This window comes from Spectribacter hydrogenoxidans, assembly GCF_031846275.1.
GTDB lineage: Bacteria > Pseudomonadota > Gammaproteobacteria > Nevskiales > Salinisphaeraceae > Spectribacter > Spectribacter hydrogenoxidans.
In genome coordinates this window covers 1-18,217 of the sequence record NZ_JAVRIB010000006.1, presented here as the reverse complement: position 1 = coordinate 18,217, position 18,217 = coordinate 1, and the positions used below count along the sequence as shown (strand labels likewise).

23 protein-coding genes are annotated in these 18,217 nt (G+C 67.0%); 11 read left to right on the top strand and 12 right to left on the bottom strand.

Features of this window, described 5'->3' with window-relative positions; all coding sequences use genetic code 11:
• The first annotated feature begins 38 nt into the window (after window positions 1-38).
• From RM532_RS06860 to RM532_RS06845, 4 genes are all read left to right on the top strand, one after another.
• A complete protein-coding gene (locus tag RM532_RS06860) occupies window positions 39-665 on the top strand; it encodes a TetR/AcrR family transcriptional regulator (RefSeq protein ID WP_311652474.1) in 627 nt (208 codons plus the stop codon).
• Between the two features lie 16 nt (window positions 666-681).
• Window positions 682-1,590 carry a fatty acid desaturase gene (locus RM532_RS06855; RefSeq protein ID WP_311652473.1) on the top strand — a complete coding sequence of 303 codons (909 nt, stop codon included), beginning with the start codon at window positions 682-684 and terminating at the stop codon, window positions 1,588-1,590.
• A gap of 51 nt (window positions 1,591-1,641) precedes the next feature.
• The gene (locus RM532_RS06850; protein WP_311652472.1) at window positions 1,642-2,181 is read left to right on the top strand and encodes a PaaI family thioesterase; all 540 of its coding nucleotides are present in this window, start codon (window positions 1,642-1,644) and stop codon (window positions 2,179-2,181) included.
• A 263-nt stretch (window positions 2,182-2,444) separates the two neighbouring features.
• Window positions 2,445-3,089, top strand: coding sequence for a flavin reductase family protein (locus RM532_RS06845; RefSeq protein ID WP_311652471.1), 645 nt, complete (start codon window positions 2,445-2,447; stop codon window positions 3,087-3,089).
• Window positions 3,090-3,098: 9 nt separating this feature from the next.
• Here RM532_RS06845 and RM532_RS06840 read toward each other — a convergent pair whose 3' ends face one another.
• Complete coding sequence (locus tag RM532_RS06840; protein ID WP_311652469.1) at window positions 3,099-4,781, bottom strand: PHA/PHB synthase family protein; 1,683 nt, start codon at window positions 4,779-4,781, stop codon at window positions 3,099-3,101.
• A 104-nt stretch (window positions 4,782-4,885) separates the two neighbouring features.
• Here RM532_RS06840 and RM532_RS06835 point away from each other — a divergent pair, with 104 nt between their 5' ends.
• Entirely contained in the window at window positions 4,886-5,224 is a 339-nt protein-coding gene (locus RM532_RS06835) for a DUF4326 domain-containing protein (protein ID WP_311652468.1), read from the top strand.
• Here RM532_RS06835 and RM532_RS06830 read toward each other — a convergent pair.
• From RM532_RS06830 to mddA, 5 genes are all read right to left on the bottom strand, one after another.
• The gene (locus RM532_RS06830; protein WP_311652467.1) at window positions 5,221-5,688 is read right to left on the bottom strand and encodes a GFA family protein; all 468 of its coding nucleotides are present in this window, start codon (window positions 5,686-5,688) and stop codon (window positions 5,221-5,223) included. The two genes, RM532_RS06835 and RM532_RS06830, sit on opposite strands and share 4 nt — an antisense overlap.
• Complete coding sequence (locus tag RM532_RS06825; RefSeq protein WP_311652466.1) at window positions 5,681-7,087, bottom strand: TolB family protein; 1,407 nt, start codon at window positions 7,085-7,087, stop codon at window positions 5,681-5,683. Before RM532_RS06825 ends, RM532_RS06830 begins: the two co-directional genes overlap by 8 nt.
• 163 nt (window positions 7,088-7,250) lie before the next feature.
• Window positions 7,251-7,505 (bottom strand): hypothetical protein, encoded by a 255-nt coding sequence (locus tag RM532_RS06820; protein ID WP_311652465.1) that lies wholly within the window; start codon window positions 7,503-7,505, stop codon window positions 7,251-7,253.
• 54 nt (window positions 7,506-7,559) lie between these two features.
• Window positions 7,560-8,417 (bottom strand): fumarylacetoacetate hydrolase family protein, encoded by an 858-nt coding sequence (locus RM532_RS06815; protein ID WP_311652463.1) that lies wholly within the window; start codon window positions 8,415-8,417, stop codon window positions 7,560-7,562.
• 53 nt (window positions 8,418-8,470) lie between these two features.
• Window positions 8,471-9,211 (bottom strand): methanethiol S-methyltransferase, encoded by a 741-nt coding sequence (gene mddA / locus RM532_RS06810; RefSeq protein WP_311652462.1) that lies wholly within the window; start codon window positions 9,209-9,211, stop codon window positions 8,471-8,473.
• Between the two features lie 162 nt (window positions 9,212-9,373).
• Here mddA and RM532_RS06805 point away from each other — a divergent pair, with 162 nt between their 5' ends.
• The gene (locus RM532_RS06805; RefSeq protein WP_311652461.1) at window positions 9,374-9,712 is read left to right on the top strand and encodes a hypothetical protein; all 339 of its coding nucleotides are present in this window, start codon (window positions 9,374-9,376) and stop codon (window positions 9,710-9,712) included.
• A 19-nt stretch (window positions 9,713-9,731) separates the two neighbouring features.
• On the opposite strand, the gene RM532_RS06800 is transcribed toward RM532_RS06805, so the two are convergent.
• Complete coding sequence (locus tag RM532_RS06800; RefSeq protein ID WP_311652460.1) at window positions 9,732-10,208, bottom strand: hypothetical protein; 477 nt, start codon at window positions 10,206-10,208, stop codon at window positions 9,732-9,734.
• Window positions 10,209-10,366: 158 nt separating this feature from the next.
• Between RM532_RS06800 and styC the strand changes: the two genes are divergently transcribed.
• Complete coding sequence (gene styC, locus RM532_RS06795; RefSeq protein ID WP_311652459.1) at window positions 10,367-10,849, top strand: styrene-oxide isomerase StyC; 483 nt, start codon at window positions 10,367-10,369, stop codon at window positions 10,847-10,849.
• 2 nt (window positions 10,850-10,851) lie between these two features.
• Window positions 10,852-12,180, top strand: a complete 1,329-nt coding sequence (locus tag RM532_RS06790) for an NAD(P)/FAD-dependent oxidoreductase (RefSeq protein WP_311652458.1) — start codon at window positions 10,852-10,854, stop codon at window positions 12,178-12,180.
• Between the two features lie 92 nt (window positions 12,181-12,272).
• On the opposite strand, the gene RM532_RS06785 is transcribed toward RM532_RS06790, so the two are convergent.
• Complete coding sequence (locus tag RM532_RS06785) at window positions 12,273-12,755, bottom strand: MOSC domain-containing protein (protein WP_311652457.1); 483 nt, start codon at window positions 12,753-12,755, stop codon at window positions 12,273-12,275.
• 184 nt (window positions 12,756-12,939) lie between these two features.
• Between RM532_RS06785 and RM532_RS06780 the strand changes: the two genes are divergently transcribed.
• Window positions 12,940-13,329: a group I truncated hemoglobin gene (locus tag RM532_RS06780; protein WP_311652456.1), complete on the top strand. Its 390-nt coding sequence runs from the start codon at window positions 12,940-12,942 to the stop codon at window positions 13,327-13,329.
• A gap of 52 nt (window positions 13,330-13,381) precedes the next feature.
• On the opposite strand, the gene RM532_RS06775 is transcribed toward RM532_RS06780, so the two are convergent.
• Complete coding sequence (locus RM532_RS06775; RefSeq protein ID WP_311652455.1) at window positions 13,382-14,296, bottom strand: crotonase/enoyl-CoA hydratase family protein; 915 nt, start codon at window positions 14,294-14,296, stop codon at window positions 13,382-13,384.
• A 324-nt stretch (window positions 14,297-14,620) separates the two neighbouring features.
• On the opposite strand from RM532_RS06775, the gene RM532_RS06770 reads away from it, so the two are divergent.
• A complete protein-coding gene (locus tag RM532_RS06770; protein WP_311652454.1) occupies window positions 14,621-15,529 on the top strand; it encodes a hypothetical protein in 909 nt (302 codons plus the stop codon).
• A gap of 67 nt (window positions 15,530-15,596) precedes the next feature.
• Here the strand turns inward: RM532_RS06770 and RM532_RS06765 are convergent, their stop codons facing one another.
• On the bottom strand, window positions 15,597-16,085 hold the full coding sequence (locus tag RM532_RS06765) for a hypothetical protein (protein WP_311652453.1): 489 nt from the start codon (window positions 16,083-16,085) through the stop codon (window positions 15,597-15,599).
• Window positions 16,086-16,217: 132 nt separating this feature from the next.
• Here RM532_RS06765 and RM532_RS06760 point away from each other — a divergent pair, with 132 nt between their 5' ends.
• Entirely contained in the window at window positions 16,218-16,535 is a 318-nt protein-coding gene (locus RM532_RS06760) for a DUF1244 domain-containing protein (RefSeq protein WP_311652452.1), read from the top strand.
• 227 nt (window positions 16,536-16,762) lie between these two features.
• On the opposite strand, the gene RM532_RS06755 is transcribed toward RM532_RS06760, so the two are convergent.
• Both RM532_RS06755 and RM532_RS06750 read right to left on the bottom strand, forming a co-directional pair.
• Window positions 16,763-16,972, bottom strand: a complete 210-nt coding sequence (locus tag RM532_RS06755; protein ID WP_311652451.1) for a hypothetical protein — start codon at window positions 16,970-16,972, stop codon at window positions 16,763-16,765.
• A gap of 124 nt (window positions 16,973-17,096) precedes the next feature.
• Entirely contained in the window at window positions 17,097-17,990 is an 894-nt protein-coding gene (locus RM532_RS06750; RefSeq protein WP_311652450.1) for a bile acid:sodium symporter family protein, read from the bottom strand.
• Between the last annotated feature and the right edge of the window lie 227 nt (window positions 17,991-18,217).

Here is an 18,217-nt window from a genome sequence, read left to right as displayed (position 1 = left end):
TCCATAACTTTACGGTGTAAATTAAACACTGTTACAAGATGCCGCGTGCTGCCCTGGACAATCGGGAAATCCAACGTGTTCGTCGCCGGCTGTGCGAGGCCGCCCTGGCCCTGTACCGCGAGGAAGGCGCCGACGCGGTGTCGTTTCGCCGGCTGGCCGAGCGCACCGGCACCAGCCACACCCAGCCGTACCGCTACTTCGAGAACAAGGACGCGCTGTTCGCCGCCCTGCGGCTGGACTGTTACCAGCGCTTTTTCGACTGCATCCGCGACTGCGACCGGCCCGGCTCGGACCCGGCCGCGCGGCTGCAGGCCATCCACCACGGCATCCTCGAGTTCGTGCGGGCGCAGCCGGCCGACTATCAACTGATGTTCGCCGCCGACCAGCCACCACTGGCCGACTATCCCGACCTGCTGGCCGTGCGCCGCGCGGCGTTCGACTACCTGGTAGCGATCGTGGCCCAGGCCACCGAGGCCGGGCGGCTGGATGGCGACCCGCGCGACATCATGCATGTGGCCTGGGGCGCGGTGCATGGCCTGCTCAATCTGCACACCGCCGGCCAGTTGCTGCACGGGCGGCGGCTGGAAGAACTCACTCAGCCGCTGCTGCGCACGGTGCTGCATCCGCTGTTCGAGACCGACCACGACGTCCTTCGGTCAGCCTGAATCCGGAGATCCGACCATGTCCATGACCCTCGGCCAGATCCAGCGCGAGCTGACCAACGACGACAACCGCGCCCGCATCCGGGAGATATGCCAGCCGCCACTGGTGGCCTGGCAGACGCTGGCGATGATGGCGGTGTGCTTCGCGGTGTTCTTCTCGTCGGTGGCGGCCAGTGTGGCGGGGCTGATCCCGCTCTGGGCCGGCGCCCTGATCAACGGCCTGATCGGTTATCTGATCTTTTCGGTGGTGCACGACGCCATCCACCGCGCGGTGTCCCGCCACCAGGGGCTGAATGATGTCATCGGCCAGATTGCCCTGATCCCGTTCGCCCCCATGGTCACGCTCGGCCTGTTCCGCTGGGGCCACATCCAGCATCACCAGCACGCCTCGGGGCCGAAGGACCCGGACCGCTGGTGCTTCGAGGGCCCGAAGTCGCTGCTGCCGGTGCGCTGGATGTTCATCGACGCCTGGTACTTCTATTTCGTCCTGCGCCACGGCGACAAGACCGCCTACCGGCATCTCAGGCCCACGCTGGTAGCCATCGCTATCTGCGCCAGCCTGTTCGCGGCCATCATCGCCGCCGGCTACGGCCTGGAACTGCTGTTCCTGTGGTTCCTGCCAGGGCGGCTGACCCAGGTACTACTCGGCTTCGCCTTCTTCTGGCTGCCGCATGAACCCCACGACACCCCGCAGGCCGAGAATTTCACCCGCGCCACCACCGTGCGCCAGGGTTTCGAGACCCTGATGACGCCGCTGCTGCAGTCGCAGAACTATCACCTCATCCACCACCTGTTCCCGCGCGTGCCCTTCTATCGCTACGACGAGATGTGGGCGCTATTGGAACCGCAGCTACGCGAACACGACCTGGCCATTCAGCACGATTTCGCCATCAAGCCGGTGATCCATCCGGGTACGTCCACGGGCTGACAACGCGGCCGGTGCTAACATGCGCAGCCCCACTCCGGACCACCAGCATCGATGCCCGATATCGCCGACCTGTCCCAGCGCATGCTGGACCGCGCCCGCGCCGCCGGCCTGCCCGTGGACCGCGCCGAGCAGATTTACAGTGACCGCATCCAGCCGCGGCTGATCCAGTCGCTGTCCCGTTTCGTGATCCCGTTCGTGCGCCGTTCCGGCGTGCGGGTGGAGGCGCTGGAATCCGGCCGCGTGGTCTGTCGCATGCCGCTCAAGGGCAACGTCAACCACATCGGCACCATGTATGCCGGCGCCCTGTTCACGCTGGCGGAATTCCCCGGCGGGCCGCTGATGCTGGCCACCTTCGGCATGCGCCGCTACATCCCGATCGTGACCTCGCTGGACATGGCCTTCGTCAAGGCGGCCAAGACCGACGTCACCATCGAACTGACCATGACCCCCACCGAGGCCGAGCGCATCGAGGCCGAAACCATCGCCGAGGGCAAGGCCGAATTCGTGCTCCACGGCGAGCTGTGCAACAACGACGGCGAGGTGGTGGCCACCAGCCTGGCGCGCTATCAGATGCGGCCACGCCGGCGGTAGTAGCCCGGATATGGCACGAGGGCGGTTGACGCGGTCGCGTAACACACGGGAACACATGAAAAACAGGCATCGTCGTAAACTGATTCCGCCTGCACGGCTTGAATTGCGCGCCAATCTATCGCGGCGCTTTGGGTTTCTCGCGGCGCATCACTTGGCCTTCACTAGAACCCTAGCTACGGCTAGGGTTTACGCTCCAGGCCGGCGCGCTGCTTGCTGCGAAATCCCAAATCACTCGCGATCCCTCGTGCAATATCCGGGCTAACATGACCGACTGGCAGCATTTCGACGCCACCGCCCTCGAGGAACTGGACCGCGTCTACCGCCTGAACCTGATCAACAGCGTGACCGGCGTAAAGGCCGCGAACCTGGTCGGCACCCGCAGCCGCGATGGCCGGGAGAACCTGGCGGTTTTCAGTTCGGCGGTGCACCTCGGATCGAATCCGCCGTTTCTGGGCCTGATGCTGCGGCCCACCACCGTGCCGCGCCACAGTCACGAGAACATCCAAGCCACCGGGGTGTATACGCTCAACGCCATTACCGGGGCGATGGCCGAACGGGCCCACTACACCTCGGCCAAGTTCGGCGCGGACGAATCCGAGTTCGAACACTGCCGGCTCACCCCGCATTACCGCGACGGCTTCGACGCCCCGTTCGTGGCGGAAAGCCCCATCCGCATCGGGCTGCGGCTGACCGAGGAGATTCCCATCCGTAGCAACGGCACGGCGCTGCTGGTGGGACGGGTGGAAACGCTCGAGGTGCGCGACGACGGGCTGATGGACGACGGCGCCATCGACCTGGCCGCACTGGAACTGCGGGCGATCGCCGGGCTCAACCGCTATCACCCGATCGAGCCGGCGGACTTCTTCCCCTACGCCCGACCCGACCGGGTGCCGGATTTTCGCGACTGACGCCGCCGGCTATCCCTCGCCCGGCTCCTCGAAGATGTAGGTGCCCGGGGCCGGATCCAGCGCCGGATAGTTCTTGCTGCCCAGCTTGCGCGGGGCGTTCTTCTTCTCGCCGCTACGGGCCTGGATCCATTCCAGCCAGTACTCCCACCAGGAACCGGTTTCCTGGGTAGCATCGGCGTACCACTCGTCCGGGTCGGCCGGCGGCTTATTGGTATCGTTGCGGAAATAGCTGGCCTTGGGGTTGCCCGGCGGATTCACCAGGCTGGCCACGTGGCCGGCGTTGCTGAGCAGGAACTGGCTCTTGCCGCCCAGCAACTGGGTGGTGCGATAGCAGGCCCGCCAGGGCGTGAGGTGGTCGGTAACCGCCCCGGTCACGAACGCATCCATCTTGAGCTTGCTCAGGTCCACCCGCTCGCCGAACATTTCCAGCTCCCCGGCGGGGATCGGGTTGTTCTGGAACACATCCAGGAAGTCCGCGTGCAGCCCGGCAGGAAGATTGGTGCTGTCGTTGTTCCAGGCCAGGATGTCGAACTTGGGCGGGTCGTTACCCATCAGGTAGTTGTTCACCCAGAAGGTCCAGACCAGATCATTGGGCCGGAACCAGGCGAACAGCGTGCGCAGGGTCTTGCCCGGCAGCACGCCGCGCCGGGCCGAGTCGCGCCTGCTGGAATCGAGAATCTGGTCGTTGTTGAGCGCCCCGACCATGGTCGGCACCGAGAAATCCAGCAGCGTCACCGCATAGGACAGCGAGTGCACGCGCTTGTCGCCCCGGTTAGTCATGTGCCCGAGCAGCGCCGACTGGGTGATGCCGCCGGCGCAGAAGCCCATGGTGTTGAGGTCCGGCGACTTGGTGATGTCCAGCACCGCGTCGATCGCTTCCAGCAGGGCCTCGATATAGGTCTCGAAGTTCCAGTGCGACTGCTCGGGCCCGGGATTGCGCCAGCTCACCACGAATATCTGGATGCCGTTCTGCGCCGCGTATTCAATGAAGCTGCGGCCCGGCGCCAGGTCCATGAAGTAGAACTTGTTGATCTGCGGCGACATCACCAGGATCGGGCGCTTGTGAACCTGCTTGCACTGCGGCTGGTACTGCAGGATTTCCAGCACCTCGTTGCGGAACACCACCGCCCCGGGTGACACCGCCAGGTCCTTGCCCACCTCGAAGGCATTGCGGTCGACGTGCCGGGGCATGCCGCCGTTCTGCCGCAGGTCGGTCAGGAAGTTGCGCAGGCCGTTGACCAGGCTGCCGCCGCGGGTTTCCACCGCCCGCTTCAACGCGGCCGGGTTGGAGAACAGCAGATTGGTAGGCGACAGGCTGGAGGTAACGATGTCGGCCAGAATCTCGGCCCGCTCGTGCTCCTTCCAGTCGCCGGTTTCGGCCACGCTGTTATCCACCGCGCGGCAGAAGGCGAAGTAGGTCTGGGCCAGCCGCCGGAAGAACGGATTTTCCTCCCAGGTCGGGTCGCGGAAGCGCTTGTCCCTGGGATCAATGGTGATGGCCGAGTCCCCGCGCAGGATCGCGATCATCTCGCGGGCCAGTTCGGCGGTTTCCCGGCTGACCGCCCGGGTATCGAACAGGTGCGATGCCGCCGTCAGGGCGTCGCGGGTCTGCCCCACCCGCCGGCGCAGACTCTGCAGCGGGTTGAATCCGCTCACATCCGGTTTGGCCGGGCGCTGAACACGCTCTGTCATGGTGGCCGCCTCCTCCTTGCTTGTTCAGCGCTACGATAGCAGGGATTACGGTGGCAAATGCCGAAACGAAAGTCGGGGCCGCCCCGAGGCGCGAGGTACCATCCATGCCCCACCGCGTGCAGCAAAAACGAACCCGCGGCTGGCGCCTGCCGGCGAATACCGTCAGCGTGGCGCGGCCCGGTATCTGGGGGAATCCGTATCGCGTGGGTGAGCACGGCGATGCCGCCGAATGCGTCGCCCGCTTCCGGGCGGATTGCGAATCCGGCGCCATCCTGGCAATCGTGCGGGGCCATGCCAGCGCCCGCCGTCGCGGGCTGGATGCGAGCGTAGCCGCCTGGCTGGCGCCGCTACGGGGCCGAAATCTGGCCTGCTTCTGCCCGCTGGATCAGCCCTGCCATGCCGACGTACTGCTGGCACTGGCCAACCACGGCGAGACTGCCTAACGGGTGCGCCAGAGTGCCGCCATCACCCGCCACGAGAAGGCGAGCTGACTGCGCCAGTAGCCGCTGAACCTGGGCAGGCCGTCGTCAACGTCGGCCGTTCGCCGGTGGTAGAAAATATGCAGCGCCGGATCCGGCAGGCCGGGGAGCTCCTGCAGATTCGCCGAGGGCACGATGGCCAGCTTCGGCAAGCCGGGCAGGTCGAGATATTCGATCGCGGGCTGCTCGCAGTCCGCACACTTGCCGCGCTGCACCGCGGGCGGCGGCCGGTAGGTGTCGAACCGCACCCGTTCGGGCGCATTCACCTGCACATCGCGGGACCGGAACAGGGTGATATCCGCGTAGGGCGCCTCATTGAACGCCTGGCAGATGGTGCAATGGCAGAGGCCACGCATCAGGGCCGCGCCCGTGACGGTCAGTTCGATCGCGCCGCACCGGCAATGGCCGCGCCCGATGGTGTCAGTCATGCGGTTTCTCCCCGGCCGGACGGCCGCGGGCGCGAATGCGCCAGACCGCAATCCCGCAGAGCAACGCGAAGAGCGGGTCCACGTCGCGGTCGATGGCGGCGGTCTGATCGTCGTCGTCACAGAAACTGCAACCGCTGCCGAGGCTGTCACAGACGAAGGAATCATCGCCGCCGCCGTTGCCGCCGTCATCATCATCGTCGGCATCCGCCGGATCGATGATGAATATTTCGACGTTGCCCTCGGCGTTGTTGCCGGCCAGATTGGCCGCGGACTGGAACGCCACCTGACCGGCATCCCCGGTAATCGCCGGCTGTTCCGACGCCAGCCCGCCGCTGGTCAGGCGGTCCGGATCACCGCCATCGGCATCGATGATGAACACTTCGGGGCCGCCATCCGGATTATCGCCGCTGACGCCGGCGGTGGCCTGGAACACCACCCGGCTGCCGTCTCCGGCAATGCGCACGAAACCGGCGCTGCCCTCGTCAGGGCCGGTGAGGGCCTGCAGGTTGTCGCCATCGGCATCCATCACGAAAACGGCACTGGTGCCCTGCGGGTTGTCATCCAGCGCCGCGGTGGATTCGAACGCGATGCGGCCATTGTCGGCGATGTCGGGGCGGATCGAGGCGCCGGCCACGGTGTCGGTGAGCTGTACGGACGACTCGCTGCCGTCGGCGTCGACCAGGAAGATTTCACTGTTGCCGTTGCCATTGCTCCCGGCGAAATTCGCGGCCGAGGAAAAGACCACTTGGCTGCCATCCGACTGCAGGCGCGCGAATCCCACCGCGGTGCCAGCCGGCCCGGTGGTCAGTTGCACCAGGTTCTCGCCGTCGGCGTCCACGGCAAACAGTTCGCGGCTGGCGTCGCCATTCTCACCGGTGAGATTGGCCGTTGCGGTGAACGCAATCCGACTCGCATCGGCCGAGAGATCGGGCTGGGCAATGCCGCTGCCCGGGGCGGTATCCGTGACCTGGACCGGATTGCCGCCATCGCTCGCGTCCACCAGGAAGATTTCCGGCCCGCCATCGGCGTTACCCCCGGTGAGATCGGCGCTGGAGACGAACGCCACCCGTGAGCCGTCACCGGCGATGGCCGGCTGGGTCGAGGCCAGGGCGGACTGGGTCAGCTGAACCAGATTCGCGCCATCCGCATCCACCGCGAAAATTTCGCTCGAGCCGTCCGCATTGCCCACCCCGTCGTCGAGATTGGCGGTGGACTGAAACACCACCCGGGCACCGGCCGCATCGATGTCGGCGGTCGTGGACTGGCCCGCCGGCGCGAAGGTGAGCTGCTGCTGGGCCTGGGCAGTCCCGGTCAACAGCAGGCCGCCGGCGAACAGCAGGCCGAGGCCGATCCGGCATGCCGGGGCCGATACAGGGTTGGTCAATCTCAAACAGCGCATGACAGCAGAGTCGAACGGGTGCTTCGCCGAATCTTAAGCCATATCCCGCGTCAGCCACGACCCCGCTCGCGCGATGCCGCGGTGCAATGAAAGGCAGCCGGCGGTGCCAGGGACCATCTGAACTCGGACTGAACGCAACGCCGGCCCGCCCCGGCCGCGACCGCTAACGGCTGCCCGCATCCTCCGAAGCCGACCAGTCGGCATCGGCTTTTCCATCGGCATCGACGCCCTCGTCACCGGACGCGGCGCCGGCCTCGGTCTCGGCCTCGAGATTCACGTCGACGTCGTCCTCGAGCTTCATCCCGGAATCCAGGCCGGCGTCCGTCTCGGCATCGATACCGAGATCAACTTTCGCCTCGCCCGCAGCGGTGCCCGCCATCAGGGTCAGGCTGATGGCTATCAGCATGGTGCGCCACATGGTTAATTCCTGCCGTGAAATAACTCTGCGCCGGACAGGGTGCCAGACGCCGCGTCACTCGGCCGCCACGATCCTGCTGACGACCGACCCCACACCGTCGACAAACGCTTCCACGGTGTCGCCGGGCTGCATGAAGCGTGGCGGCTTGCGGCCCACGCCGACGCCGGCCGGGGTGCCGGTGGCCAGCAGGTCGCCGGGTTGCAGGGTCAGTCCGCGCGAGGCGAAGGCCAGCATCTCGGCAATGCCGAAGATCATGTCGCGGGTATTGCCGTCCTGCATGGTCTCGCCGTTCAGGCGGGTGCCCAGGCGGAGATTGTCCGCATCCAGCGCATCGGCGGTAACGATGTCCGACCCGATGGCCGCGCTGGCATCGCCGTTCTTGCCCAGCGCCCACTGGCCCTTGGCCTGGCGGTTGGCGCGTCCCTGATTGACCCGGCCGCTGATGTCGTTGAACACCGTGTACCCGAGGATGGCGGCCTGCGCCTGATCGGGATCGGCGTTGTACAACGGCCGTCCGACAATCACCCCCAGTTCCACTTCCCAGTCCAGGCCGTGATGTTCGGCCACCGGTACCGGCACCTCGGTGCCGTCGGTGGACAGACAGGCCGTCCAGCGGGCGAACAGGTTGGGATACTTCGGGGGCTCGAAGCCGGTTTCCTCGCCGTGGCTGCGGTAATTGATGGCCGCGCACAGCAGTTTGGCGGTGGGTGGCACGGGCGGGGCGAGGTCGAAGGTGCCCGGCGACAGCGGAGGCGCATCGCAGGCCACCGCCCGCTGTTGCCAGCTCGCCGGGTCGGCATAGAAATCGGACAGCCGGGTCAGCGGGCGGACGCCATCGGACGTTACGACCCCGAGGTCAGCGTCATACGGACCGTAGTCGGCCTCGTGCCGGCGATAACTGCGCAAACGCATACGCCATCATAACCGGCCGTTCCACCCCTCCCAACCGCCGGCCGGCGATCACGTCATTCGCCAGTGCGTCGCCCGGGCATCGGAATGAAACGCGGCACGGACGCGGCATACCGGCGATAGCGCTCACCGAAGGCCGCGATCAGGTCGCGTTCCTCGTACAGCGTGCCCACGACGATGTAGGCGGTCATGCCGGCGCTGAATACCAGATGGCCGACGGTCATGTCCGGCACCAGCCAGAACACCATCAGGAAACCGGTCATCAGCGGGTGACGTACCCAGCGGTAGAAGGCCGGCGTGAAGAACGGATGCGACGGGCATTCCGTGCCCCGCCAGTGGTGCCAGACCTGCCGCAGCCCGAACAGATCGAAATGATCGATCAGGAAGGTGGACACCAGCGCCACAGCCCAGCCCAGGCCGAACAGCGTCCAGAGCAGGCCCCGCAGCCACGACGCCTCCACCGACCAGACCTGGGCCGGCATCGGCAGCCAGGCCAGATACAGCACGATCAGCGCCACGCTGGACAGCAGCACGTAGGTGCTGCGTTCCGCTGCCGGCGGCACCACCCGGGTCCATAACCGCTTGAAGCCCGGCCGGGCCATGACCGAATGCTGCACCCCGAACAGGGCGATCAGGCCGAGGTTGACGCCCAGCGCCAACGGCCAGGCCACCAGCGGCCCGTCATCCACGCCCTTGGGCACGCCGATGCCGGCGATGAACCCGATGAGATAGAGGAAAGTGCCCAGAAATAGGAAATAACTGGCCGCACCGTATGCGGCGATCAGCGTTCTGCTCATGAGTCCCACCTCGTCTTGTTGTTGATCGGCCCACCATCATGCACCCGCTCGCCCGCCGGGACCACCACCCGCACCGGCCCGATTCAGCCGGGGTTCAGGCAGGACGCGCGATGCTCGGCTCGCCGAAAACGAGGCTCCGTGAAAGCGCAGAGGATATCGAGCATGAACAAGCCCCTTGTGATGATCAGCCTGGCCACCGCACTGACCGCGGCGCCGGCCTTCGCCGACCGGGACACCCTGGACGCGGCGATCGGCGGCGGGCTGGGCGGTGCGGCCGGTGCCGCCATCGGTAACGAGATCGGCGGGCGCAACGGCGCCATTCTCGGTGGTGCCGTGGGCGCCGCCGGCGGTGCCGCGATCAGCACCGACCGCCGTGACGACTACTATTACGATGACCGCGGGCGCTACGACCCGCGATACGACAATCGTCGCTACTATCGCGATCGCGCCCCCCGCGGCGGCTTCTGCCCGCCCGGCCTGGCCAAGCAGGGCCGCTGCTGATCCGCGGTAACCGAGCTCGCTACTTCTCGATCACCTGGCCCCGGTAGACGATACGTCGCCGCGGGCCGGGTTCGGCATCGCCGGATGGCGGCGCTGATCGCGGCACCGCCACCCCGCGGTAGTAGCGGCCGCCCTCGTCCGCCGGCGCCGGCGGGGGGGCCGGTTCGTGCGATTCGGCGTAGGTGTTCATCGCCTGGATGAAGGCGTTGCCCGACAGCGGCAGTTTCAGGCAGATGACCCCCGTCGGCGCATCCGGCTCCCCCTCCTCGTGCCGCCCCGGCACCAGTGCCACAAGATGGTGCAACTGATCCGGCCCGCTGAGTTCGATGATTTCGCGGCCCAGCGGCTGTCGCGTGTCCACGATCCGCAACTGCGCCAGTTCCGGCGCAACGTAAGCGAATTCGGCATTCAGGCGGGATCCGAAGGCCGATAACAGGCCGCGGATGAGTCGCTCCTCCTTGGGTTCGCAGGCGATGCAGCAAACGGGGATGGACATGGTGACGGCGCTTCATCGGAAGGTGCCGTGAATATCCAGCAAGAAACATGCCTCGGCGTCGGCATCATGCGCCGTACCGACCCGGCGGAAAGGTGGGGCAAAACGCCAAATTTGCTGACAGAATGATTCCACAACAACGAGACGGGGGAGACACCGTGATGGATCGACGTCAGCGCAGGATGGTGGGCCACGGCGCCATCGTGATCTTCATCGCCCTGGTGGCGGGCTTCGGCCTGGCCACCAGCCTGGTGGGCGGCCTGGAAATCTTCCCGGGCACCATCCTCCAGATCAGCCTGCCCGGTGACGGCGCCGCCTGGGCGCGGGCCCACGTGGGCGGCCTGCTCAACGGCCTGCTGGTATTCGCTGGCGCGGTGCTGATCCATGTGATGCGCATCCCGGAACGCCCGGCCTTCCACCTGGGCTGGATGTTCGTGGGCACCGGCTACGCCAACACCATCTTCTACTGGGGTGCGCTGTTCGCCCCCAGCCGCGCCCTGACCTTTGGCGACAACCGCTTCGGCGACACCAACATCGCCGGCATCATCGGCCTGCTGCCGGCGTTCGTGTTCGCGTTCGTGGCCATGGCCGCGATGGTCATCCTGATGGTGCAGGCGTTCGGGCGCGACGCCGGGGATCGCTGATCATGGCGGCGGAACAACGCCAGACGGACTACCTCATCATCGGCGCCGGGGCCATGGGCATGGCCTTCGCCGACGTGGTGTTCGAAGCCCGGCCCGATGCCCGCATCATCCTCGCCGACCGGCGCGACCGGGCCGGCGGCCACTGGCTGGATGCGTACCCGTTCGTCACGCTGCACCAGCCGGCCGCCTTCTACGGCGCGCCCTCGGCGAAACTCGGTGAGGGCGGCGCCGACCTGGCCTCGCGCACCCGGATACTGGCCTATTACGAAGCGCTGATGAAGCGGTTCCTGGCCAGCGGCCGGGTCGAGTTCCTGCCCCAGACCGAGTACCGCGGCAACGGCCAGCTGGTATCCGCGCTGGATGCGGAACGCCGCATCGAGGTCACCACCCATCAGCGCGTGGTGGACGCCACCTGCATGAACGTGGAAGTGCCGGCCATGCGTCCGCCCCGGTTCGAGGTGGACCCGGCCGCTGCGCTGATTCCGATCAACCATCTGGCGGCCATCCGGCAACCCTGGGAACGCTATGCCGTGATCGGCGGCGGCAAGACCGGGATCGACGCCGTGCTCTACCTGCTGGAACGCGGCGTGGCCGCCGAGCGCATCCAATGGATCGTGCCCAACGACGCCTGGCTGTGGGATCGTGCCAGCATCCAGCCCGGCATCGTCGGGGCGGAACTGATGCGCATGACGCAGGTGATGGTCGAGGCCGGGACCGTCGATGACGTGTTCCTGCGGCTGGAGCAGCAGGGCAGCATCATGCGCCTGGACGACACCGTCCGCCCGACCAAATGGCGCTGCGCCACCGTCAACCGCGACGAACTGGCCGCGCTGCGCCGCATCGACGACGTCGTCCGGCTGGGCCGGGTGGAAGCGATCACCGCGGACGAAATCCGCCTGGAACAGGGCAGCCTGCCCACCGACGGCCGGACGCTGCATGTCGACTGCACCGCCAACGGCCTGGCCCGGCTGGACCCGCGGCCGATGTTCGCGCCGGGCGAGATCGCTCTGCAGTCGGTATTCATGTGCCAGCAGGTGTTCAGCGCCGCGCTGGTGGCCCGCATCGCCCTGCTGGACCTGAGCGACGATGATCGCAACCAGATCTGCCAGGTCGTCCCGCATCCGGAACAGGCCGGCGACCTGCCCGGCTGCCTGAACATCAGCCTGCAGAACCTGCTGCGCGCCAACCAGCACTTTCCCTGGTGGCTGCGGCGCTGCCGGCTCAACCCGGTCGGTCACGATTCGGTCTGGCGCTACCTGCAGACGGCTCGGACGGCGAAGCGCCTGCAGGCGGATGCCGAACGGGCGGTCGAGCGGCTGGCCGCAGCCTAGTTCCAGAGAAGGACGGTCATTGCGAGTCGCCGAAGGCGGCGACGCAATCTCTCTCCCCGGATACGGCCCCGGGGCCCGGTCAACGGCCAGGATCAGCCCGGCACCAGCTCGATCGCGGTCCCCACTTCCAGCTCGCCGGGCTCGCGCACGGTGGCGCGCACCCCGCCGAGATTCCGCAGGCCCGCCCGCATATCCGCCCCCAGCAGGCGCGACAGATAGCTGCAAGGCGGGCAGGTGCTCATCACCTCGAGTTCCACCTCGCCGATATACAGCACCGAGCCGATGGCCGCCTTCAGGTCGATGCCGGAGACCAGGAGGTTGCGCCGCATCACTTGCGCGGCGATGTCGGTGCCCAGTCGCTCGTTGCATTCGGCCACCGCTTCGGCGGCAATCAGCGACACCGGCCGCGACCCGGCCACCGCCGGGTTGCGCGCCGAAAACGTGCCGCAGCGCCGGGCGTAGCGGTCGCCCTCCAGCCCCGTCTCTACCAGGGCCCAGCAGCGCTCGACCGACTGCATCGGCGCGCCCGCGTCGGGGGCGATGAAGATATCCAGCAGACGCGCCTGCTCGGTCATGGCCAACCGCTCCGTGTGGAAATTCGTTCGGCCACCAGTCTAGCCCTGCATGGGAGCATTTCCACAATTCTTGGCTTTCCCATTGTTTGTCTTGCCAGTATCCGCCGGGCGTGCTACCAAAACCCGTGGCCCGGCCCTGCGGAGGCAGCCGGCCACGCGCAATCAAGCGAACAAGGAGGAGAGGATGTCGGAACAATCACTCTACGAGCGCCTCGGCGGCGCCTATGCCATTTCGGGGGCGGTGGACGTGCTGATCGACCGTCTGCACGTGAACCAGACGCTCAACAACATGAACCAGGGCGTGAAGGATTTTCACGTCGAGCCGTACAAGGCCGGCTACAAGTTCATGGTCACGGCCTGGAGTATCGAGGTGACCGGCGGGCCCAAGTGCTACATCGGCCGCGACATGTTCGAGGCGCACAAGAACCTGGGCCTGAGTGAATACGAGTTCGACGTGACCGCGCACGAAATCCGCAACACGCTGTACTCGGTCGGCGTGCCGCCCGCGGAAACCAACGAGTTCATGGACATCATCGAGAGCTACCGCGGCATGGTGGTCGGCAAGGCTGCCTGAACGGCTGCGTCACGTCCGGGCCCGGCTGCCCGGGCGTGATGCGTGCCCCGGATCAGTCCCGGCGCCAGGGCACCGCAACCGCCACCTCGTTGGCCGGATCGGGGCGCTGCGCCGACGGGGCTTGGGTGTAGTCGCCGAACGGGCCGTCGCGCGCGGTCACCGCTGCACGCACGCCCTCGCGCTCGGCCTTGTCGATGAAGCTCAGGGCATCCGGCGTGTTGCGCATCAGCCCGTCCAGGATCGGGCCCAGCGTCTGGGTGCTGGCAAGGCCCATGTTCTCGTAGGCCTGGTTGACCATCAGCTTCATCGCCGCCAGTTGCGAGGCCGGAATCGAGGCCAGCTGCTCGGCCTGCGCCAGCACCGTGTCTTCCAGCTCGGCGAACGGCACGGCCTGGTTGATCAACTGCACGTCCGCCGCCTCGCGGCCGGACAGCGGCTTGCCGGTCAGCGCGTATTCCTTGGCCTTGGCCAGCCCCAGCCGGTACAGCCACATGCCGGACAGATAGGCACCCCACATGCGCGAGTACGGCGTGCCGATGCAGGCATCGTCGGACGCAATCACCAGATCCGCGCACAGCGCGGTATCACTGCCGCCGCCCACGCACCAGCCATGCACCTGGGCGATCACCGGCTTGGGGCAACGCCACATGCTCATGAACTTCTGGGTGGGGGCGATCTGCGGCGCGGTGGCGAAGGCGAAATCCTTGCCCGCGTCCCAGCGGCCGTCGGTGGTGATGTAGTCATCCCAGTGCTCGAAACCGCCGCCGAAATCGTAGCCGGCACAGAAGGTCCGACCGGCCCCGCGCAGCACGATCACCTTCACCGCGGCATCCCGCGTGGCCGCATCGATGGCCACCTCGAACTCGTCCGGCATGGGCGGGACGATGGTATTCAGCCGGTCCGGACGATTGAGCGTGATGGCGGCGATCGGGCCGCGGGTTTCGTAGACAAGCGTTTCAAAGGCCATCGGCGTCACTAATCAGCGGGCAACCCGCCCATTGTGCCGCAACCGCGAGCGCCGGCGAGGCCCGTCGTAATTCGACATGCCGGCCATGCGGCGGGGCGGATTCTGCTGTCAGCATTTTCCGTCCGCCGTGTCGGCGCCCGCCCCGAGCCATTGACTACCAGGCGTTTGCGGTCGCCAGCCACCGCGCAGGCCAATACGCGTCGTCATCAAGTCGCCATGTTGCCGGGCCGATGCCCTTGTCAGGCACGACGGAACCGGGACCGCGCAACAACGCATCCGGATTCCAGCGGCCATCGCTCCAGTCAACACTGCACGGAATCGGCCATGACCGCATCACCCCTCGCCCGCCATCCTCGTCTGCCCGGCCTCGGGCTGCTGCTGGCGCTGACGCTTGTCTGGCACCCCGGGGCCGGCGCCGGCGAGGTCCGGGCGTCGAAAACCGAGCCGGCCTCGGTGGCCTCGGGCCAGGAGGTCTGGCCCGGCGGCTGGCAAGCGCTGAACAAGACGCTGGCCGGCAACGGCGAGTACCAGTTCAACGCCCGCTTCCACGATTTCGACGGCAACCCGGTGGCCATTAACTTCGACATGCCAGTCGCCTGGAGCCACGAAGCTGCCAGCGAGTTCGGCGTGTTCCAGTCGGAACTGGACGCCATCGTCGAGCGCTGCCGCGCCACCACCGGTTGCGACCAGGCGGCGCTGGATCACGAGATGACCCGCTACCTGCAGGCCCGCGGCGTGCGGGTCCGCCACCTCAGCGATCGACACATGCGCCTGTCGGTCGACGTGCCCGCGGTGGTTGCCCGCAACCGCGAGCGCGTCACCCCGGTGGCCGGGGCGTTACGCGATCTGGCCGCCCGGCACGGGCACGGCCATGAATGGACGCTGGAAGCCGCCATGGCACTGGTCCAGGGCGGCATGGCCTACGGGCATCCGGCCGGGGTGGAGAACGGCCGCCGCATCATCGGCTTCTACCCGCCGCCGCGGGCGCTGGCGGAGGGCTACGGCGACTGCGACACCAAGGCCGCGCTGCTGGCCGCCATCCTCGGCAACCTCACCGACGCCGCCATCATCGGCGTCAAGGTGCCGGATCACTATCTGCTCGGCATCGCCGCCGAGCCGGCCCCCGGTCAGGCCTGGATCACCCACGAGGGCCGCAGCTACGTGCTGGTGGAAGCCGCCGGCCCCGCCGTGCGCCGGCCGGCGACGTCTCCGACCAGACCACCTACGCCCTGAACAACCAGGCCATCCTGCGGATCGATCCGATGTTCTAGGCGGCGGCAACCGCGCCCCGCGGGGTCGCCTACAGGTCCAGGCCCTGCCCTAGCTGCGGAATCGGCACCGGCAGCGGGTCCAGCCGCGGCACGATGTTCACCTGCGGCAGATCGGCCAGACCGGGCAGGGCCGATCCCTCCCCGCCGCCCAGTTCCGCCAGCACCGGCGCCAGCACATCCACCGGCGAATCCGGCAGCACGCGCGGCAACGGCACCGGGCCGTCGAAGAACACGAAATCCGCGTAGGCCAGCGGCAGCGTGACCAGCGGCGCGGCGCCCGACACCGTGTCCGAGGTGGCGACGCCAAGCGACGCCAGCGGCGTACCCGCCGTCGCGGCCACCGCGCCATCCGAGCCGGCCTGCAGCAACGTCGTGCCCAGCGCGGAGGTATCCACCACCGACAGGCCCGTACCGCCGCCAGTCAGCCCGTTGCCGAGCGGCAGTTGCGCCGCCACCGGACCACTCATCATGAGGACCAGCGCGCCCGCTGCTACGCTGAGACCCGATCGTGCGTGCATGGCAAATCTCCGAGGTCTTGTGTGGGCCTCGAAGCATAACGCCGGCCTATGACGGGAACCAGAACAGCACGCACAACCCACGGCCGCCGCCCCACCGGGCAGCGGTCATCTCGCGTCAACACAGAGGAAAACATGGACGACCAGACTCGAATCGAAACCGAAGCCGCCGCCTTCCGCGGCCTGATCAGGCACCTGCAGCAACGCACCGACGTGCAGAACATCGACCTGATGAACCTGGCCGGTTTCTGCCGCAACTGCCTGGCGAAGTGGTACCGCGCGGAAGCCGAGCATCGCGGCATCGACATGGACTACGAGCAGGCCCGGGAGCGCGTGTACGGAATGCCCTACCCGGACTGGAAGCGTCGTTATCAGGTGGAGGCCAGCGAAGAACAGAAGCAGTTGTTCGAGTCGACGCAGCACCTGCATGCGGATACGCGAGGGGGGAACTAGCTGTCACCAGGGCTGGCTAAAGCCGGCCCCACACCAGCATCCATTGTTGTAGGGCGGACTTCAGTCCGCCGCCTTCACCGGTCCGGAGCAGACCGGATTTGTTATCGATATCGCACCCGAACAATTGGCGGTTGTATCGTTCACAGGCCCAGCCGGAACGACAGGCCGGCTAAAGCCGGCCCTACACCAGCATCCATTGTCGTAGGGCGGACTTCAGTCCGCCGCTTTCACTCGTCGTCGCGCTTCAGCCGCGTCTCGAAGCGGATGTGGATGTGGGCGTTGCCTACCTGCATTTCGCCGCTGCGAGCGTCCCGGAAAAAACCGTACTCGGCCAGCGCCTGGTAGGGATCGTCGTAGCCCTCAAAGCCCCCGTGAAGCTTGAGCGGCTTATCGAAACCGTCGACGTGCAGGATCAAGTCGTGGAGTTCGTTGGTCATCGCCATCTCCCCTGTGCGGTGCACACATCGAGTGTAGCGCGGGCCGGGGAATCCGCGAAGCATGACGCCAGCCGATCTTCTATGAGCGCAAGACACCAGCCGGAACGCGCCGCCGACTCACGCGTCAAGGCGCAACGCCGCTTTCCGGCACGGGCGAAACCCGCCGCCGCCCCCAGGCAACCAGCAAGGCCCCGAACCCGAACATCAGCACGCCGTAGACGGCGGACGGAATGGCGATCTCGGGCGAATCCAGCAGCGTCAGCGCCACCAGCAAACCGAGCGTGCCGTTCTTGATGCCCACCTCGATGGCGATGGTCAGGGCGTCCCGCAGCGCGATGCCGCTGAGGTAGCCGCTGGCCAGGCCGATGGTAATGCCGGCGATATTCAGGATCGCGGCCGCCGGCCCGGCCTGGGCCAGCAGACTCAGGATGTCGTCCCGGGTCTGATAGACAATGGCCACGATCAGCAGGGCCAGCACCAGCATGCCGAAGGCACCCACGAAGCGTTCGGCGCTGGCGGCCAACGCCGGCCGGCGCGCCCGCAGCGCCATGCCGGCGGCAACCGGCAGAATCACGATCACGGCAAGCGTGACCACCGTGCGCAACACCGGCAGCCGCAGCGGCGCATCGGCGTCCATCGTCGTGTAGAGATCCAGCGCCATGTTGGTGAAAAGCGGCAGCGTCACGATGGTGATCAGGCTGGCAATCACCGTCAGCAGAATCGACAACGCCACGTTGCCCTTCGCCAGGAACGTGAACACGTTGGACGTGGTGCCGCCCGGACAGGCCGCCACCACGATCAGGCCCACCGCGATCAGCGGCGGCAGCCCCATGATCTCGATCACCGCGAACGCGATCGCCGGAATCAGCAGAATCTGGGCCGCCGTCCCCACAATCAGCGCCCGCGGCGCCAGCAGCACCTCCCGGAAATGCCCCAGCGTCAGGGTCAGCCCCATGCCGGCCATGATGATCATCAGCGAGATCGGCAGGCCGATCTCGATCAGCGGTGTCTGATCCACGGGTGTCTCCCTTGCTGCCGGCCCTGCTCATGCGCTGAACGCCGGTCAGTGTTATCAGCCGATTATCAACTCGCGACAGTGTATGCCCGATTCGCTTTCCGCCACCGTTGGCGCCGGCGAATCGCGTGTCGCTTGCAGACTAGCCGAGCAGACAGAGGGCCGGCCATGGTCCCTGTCGCGAACGCACAGGATCGCCGGCCAACGACCTTTTGAGCTTGAACGGTCGA

Coding starts and splice junctions, on each gene's coding strand:
- RM532_RS06860 (WP_311652474.1), top strand. CDS start 39: ATGCCGCGTGCTGCCCTGGACAATCGGGAAATCCAACGTGTTCGTCGC.
- RM532_RS06855 (WP_311652473.1), top strand. CDS start 682: ATGTCCATGACCCTCGGCCAGATCCAGCGCGAGCTGACCAACGACGAC.
- RM532_RS06850 (WP_311652472.1), top strand. CDS start 1,642: ATGCCCGATATCGCCGACCTGTCCCAGCGCATGCTGGACCGCGCCCGC.
- RM532_RS06845 (WP_311652471.1), top strand. CDS start 2,445: ATGACCGACTGGCAGCATTTCGACGCCACCGCCCTCGAGGAACTGGAC.
- RM532_RS06840 (WP_311652469.1), bottom strand. CDS start 4,781: ATGACAGAGCGTGTTCAGCGCCCGGCCAAACCGGATGTGAGCGGATTC.
- RM532_RS06835 (WP_311652468.1), top strand. CDS start 4,886: ATGCCCCACCGCGTGCAGCAAAAACGAACCCGCGGCTGGCGCCTGCCG.
- RM532_RS06830 (WP_311652467.1), bottom strand. CDS start 5,688: ATGACTGACACCATCGGGCGCGGCCATTGCCGGTGCGGCGCGATCGAA.
- RM532_RS06825 (WP_311652466.1), bottom strand. CDS start 7,087: ATGCGCTGTTTGAGATTGACCAACCCTGTATCGGCCCCGGCATGCCGG.
- RM532_RS06820 (WP_311652465.1), bottom strand. CDS start 7,505: ATGTGGCGCACCATGCTGATAGCCATCAGCCTGACCCTGATGGCGGGC.
- RM532_RS06815 (WP_311652463.1), bottom strand. CDS start 8,417: ATGCGTTTGCGCAGTTATCGCCGGCACGAGGCCGACTACGGTCCGTAT.
- mddA (WP_311652462.1), bottom strand. CDS start 9,211: ATGAGCAGAACGCTGATCGCCGCATACGGTGCGGCCAGTTATTTCCTA.
- RM532_RS06805 (WP_311652461.1), top strand. CDS start 9,374: ATGAACAAGCCCCTTGTGATGATCAGCCTGGCCACCGCACTGACCGCG.
- RM532_RS06800 (WP_311652460.1), bottom strand. CDS start 10,208: ATGTCCATCCCCGTTTGCTGCATCGCCTGCGAACCCAAGGAGGAGCGA.
- styC (WP_311652459.1), top strand. CDS start 10,367: ATGGATCGACGTCAGCGCAGGATGGTGGGCCACGGCGCCATCGTGATC.
- RM532_RS06790 (WP_311652458.1), top strand. CDS start 10,852: ATGGCGGCGGAACAACGCCAGACGGACTACCTCATCATCGGCGCCGGG.
- RM532_RS06785 (WP_311652457.1), bottom strand. CDS start 12,755: ATGACCGAGCAGGCGCGTCTGCTGGATATCTTCATCGCCCCCGACGCG.
- RM532_RS06780 (WP_311652456.1), top strand. CDS start 12,940: ATGTCGGAACAATCACTCTACGAGCGCCTCGGCGGCGCCTATGCCATT.
- RM532_RS06775 (WP_311652455.1), bottom strand. CDS start 14,296: ATGGCCTTTGAAACGCTTGTCTACGAAACCCGCGGCCCGATCGCCGCC.
- RM532_RS06770 (WP_311652454.1), top strand. CDS start 14,621: ATGACCGCATCACCCCTCGCCCGCCATCCTCGTCTGCCCGGCCTCGGG.
- RM532_RS06765 (WP_311652453.1), bottom strand. CDS start 16,085: ATGCACGCACGATCGGGTCTCAGCGTAGCAGCGGGCGCGCTGGTCCTC.
- RM532_RS06760 (WP_311652452.1), top strand. CDS start 16,218: ATGGACGACCAGACTCGAATCGAAACCGAAGCCGCCGCCTTCCGCGGC.
- RM532_RS06755 (WP_311652451.1), bottom strand. CDS start 16,972: ATGACCAACGAACTCCACGACTTGATCCTGCACGTCGACGGTTTCGAT.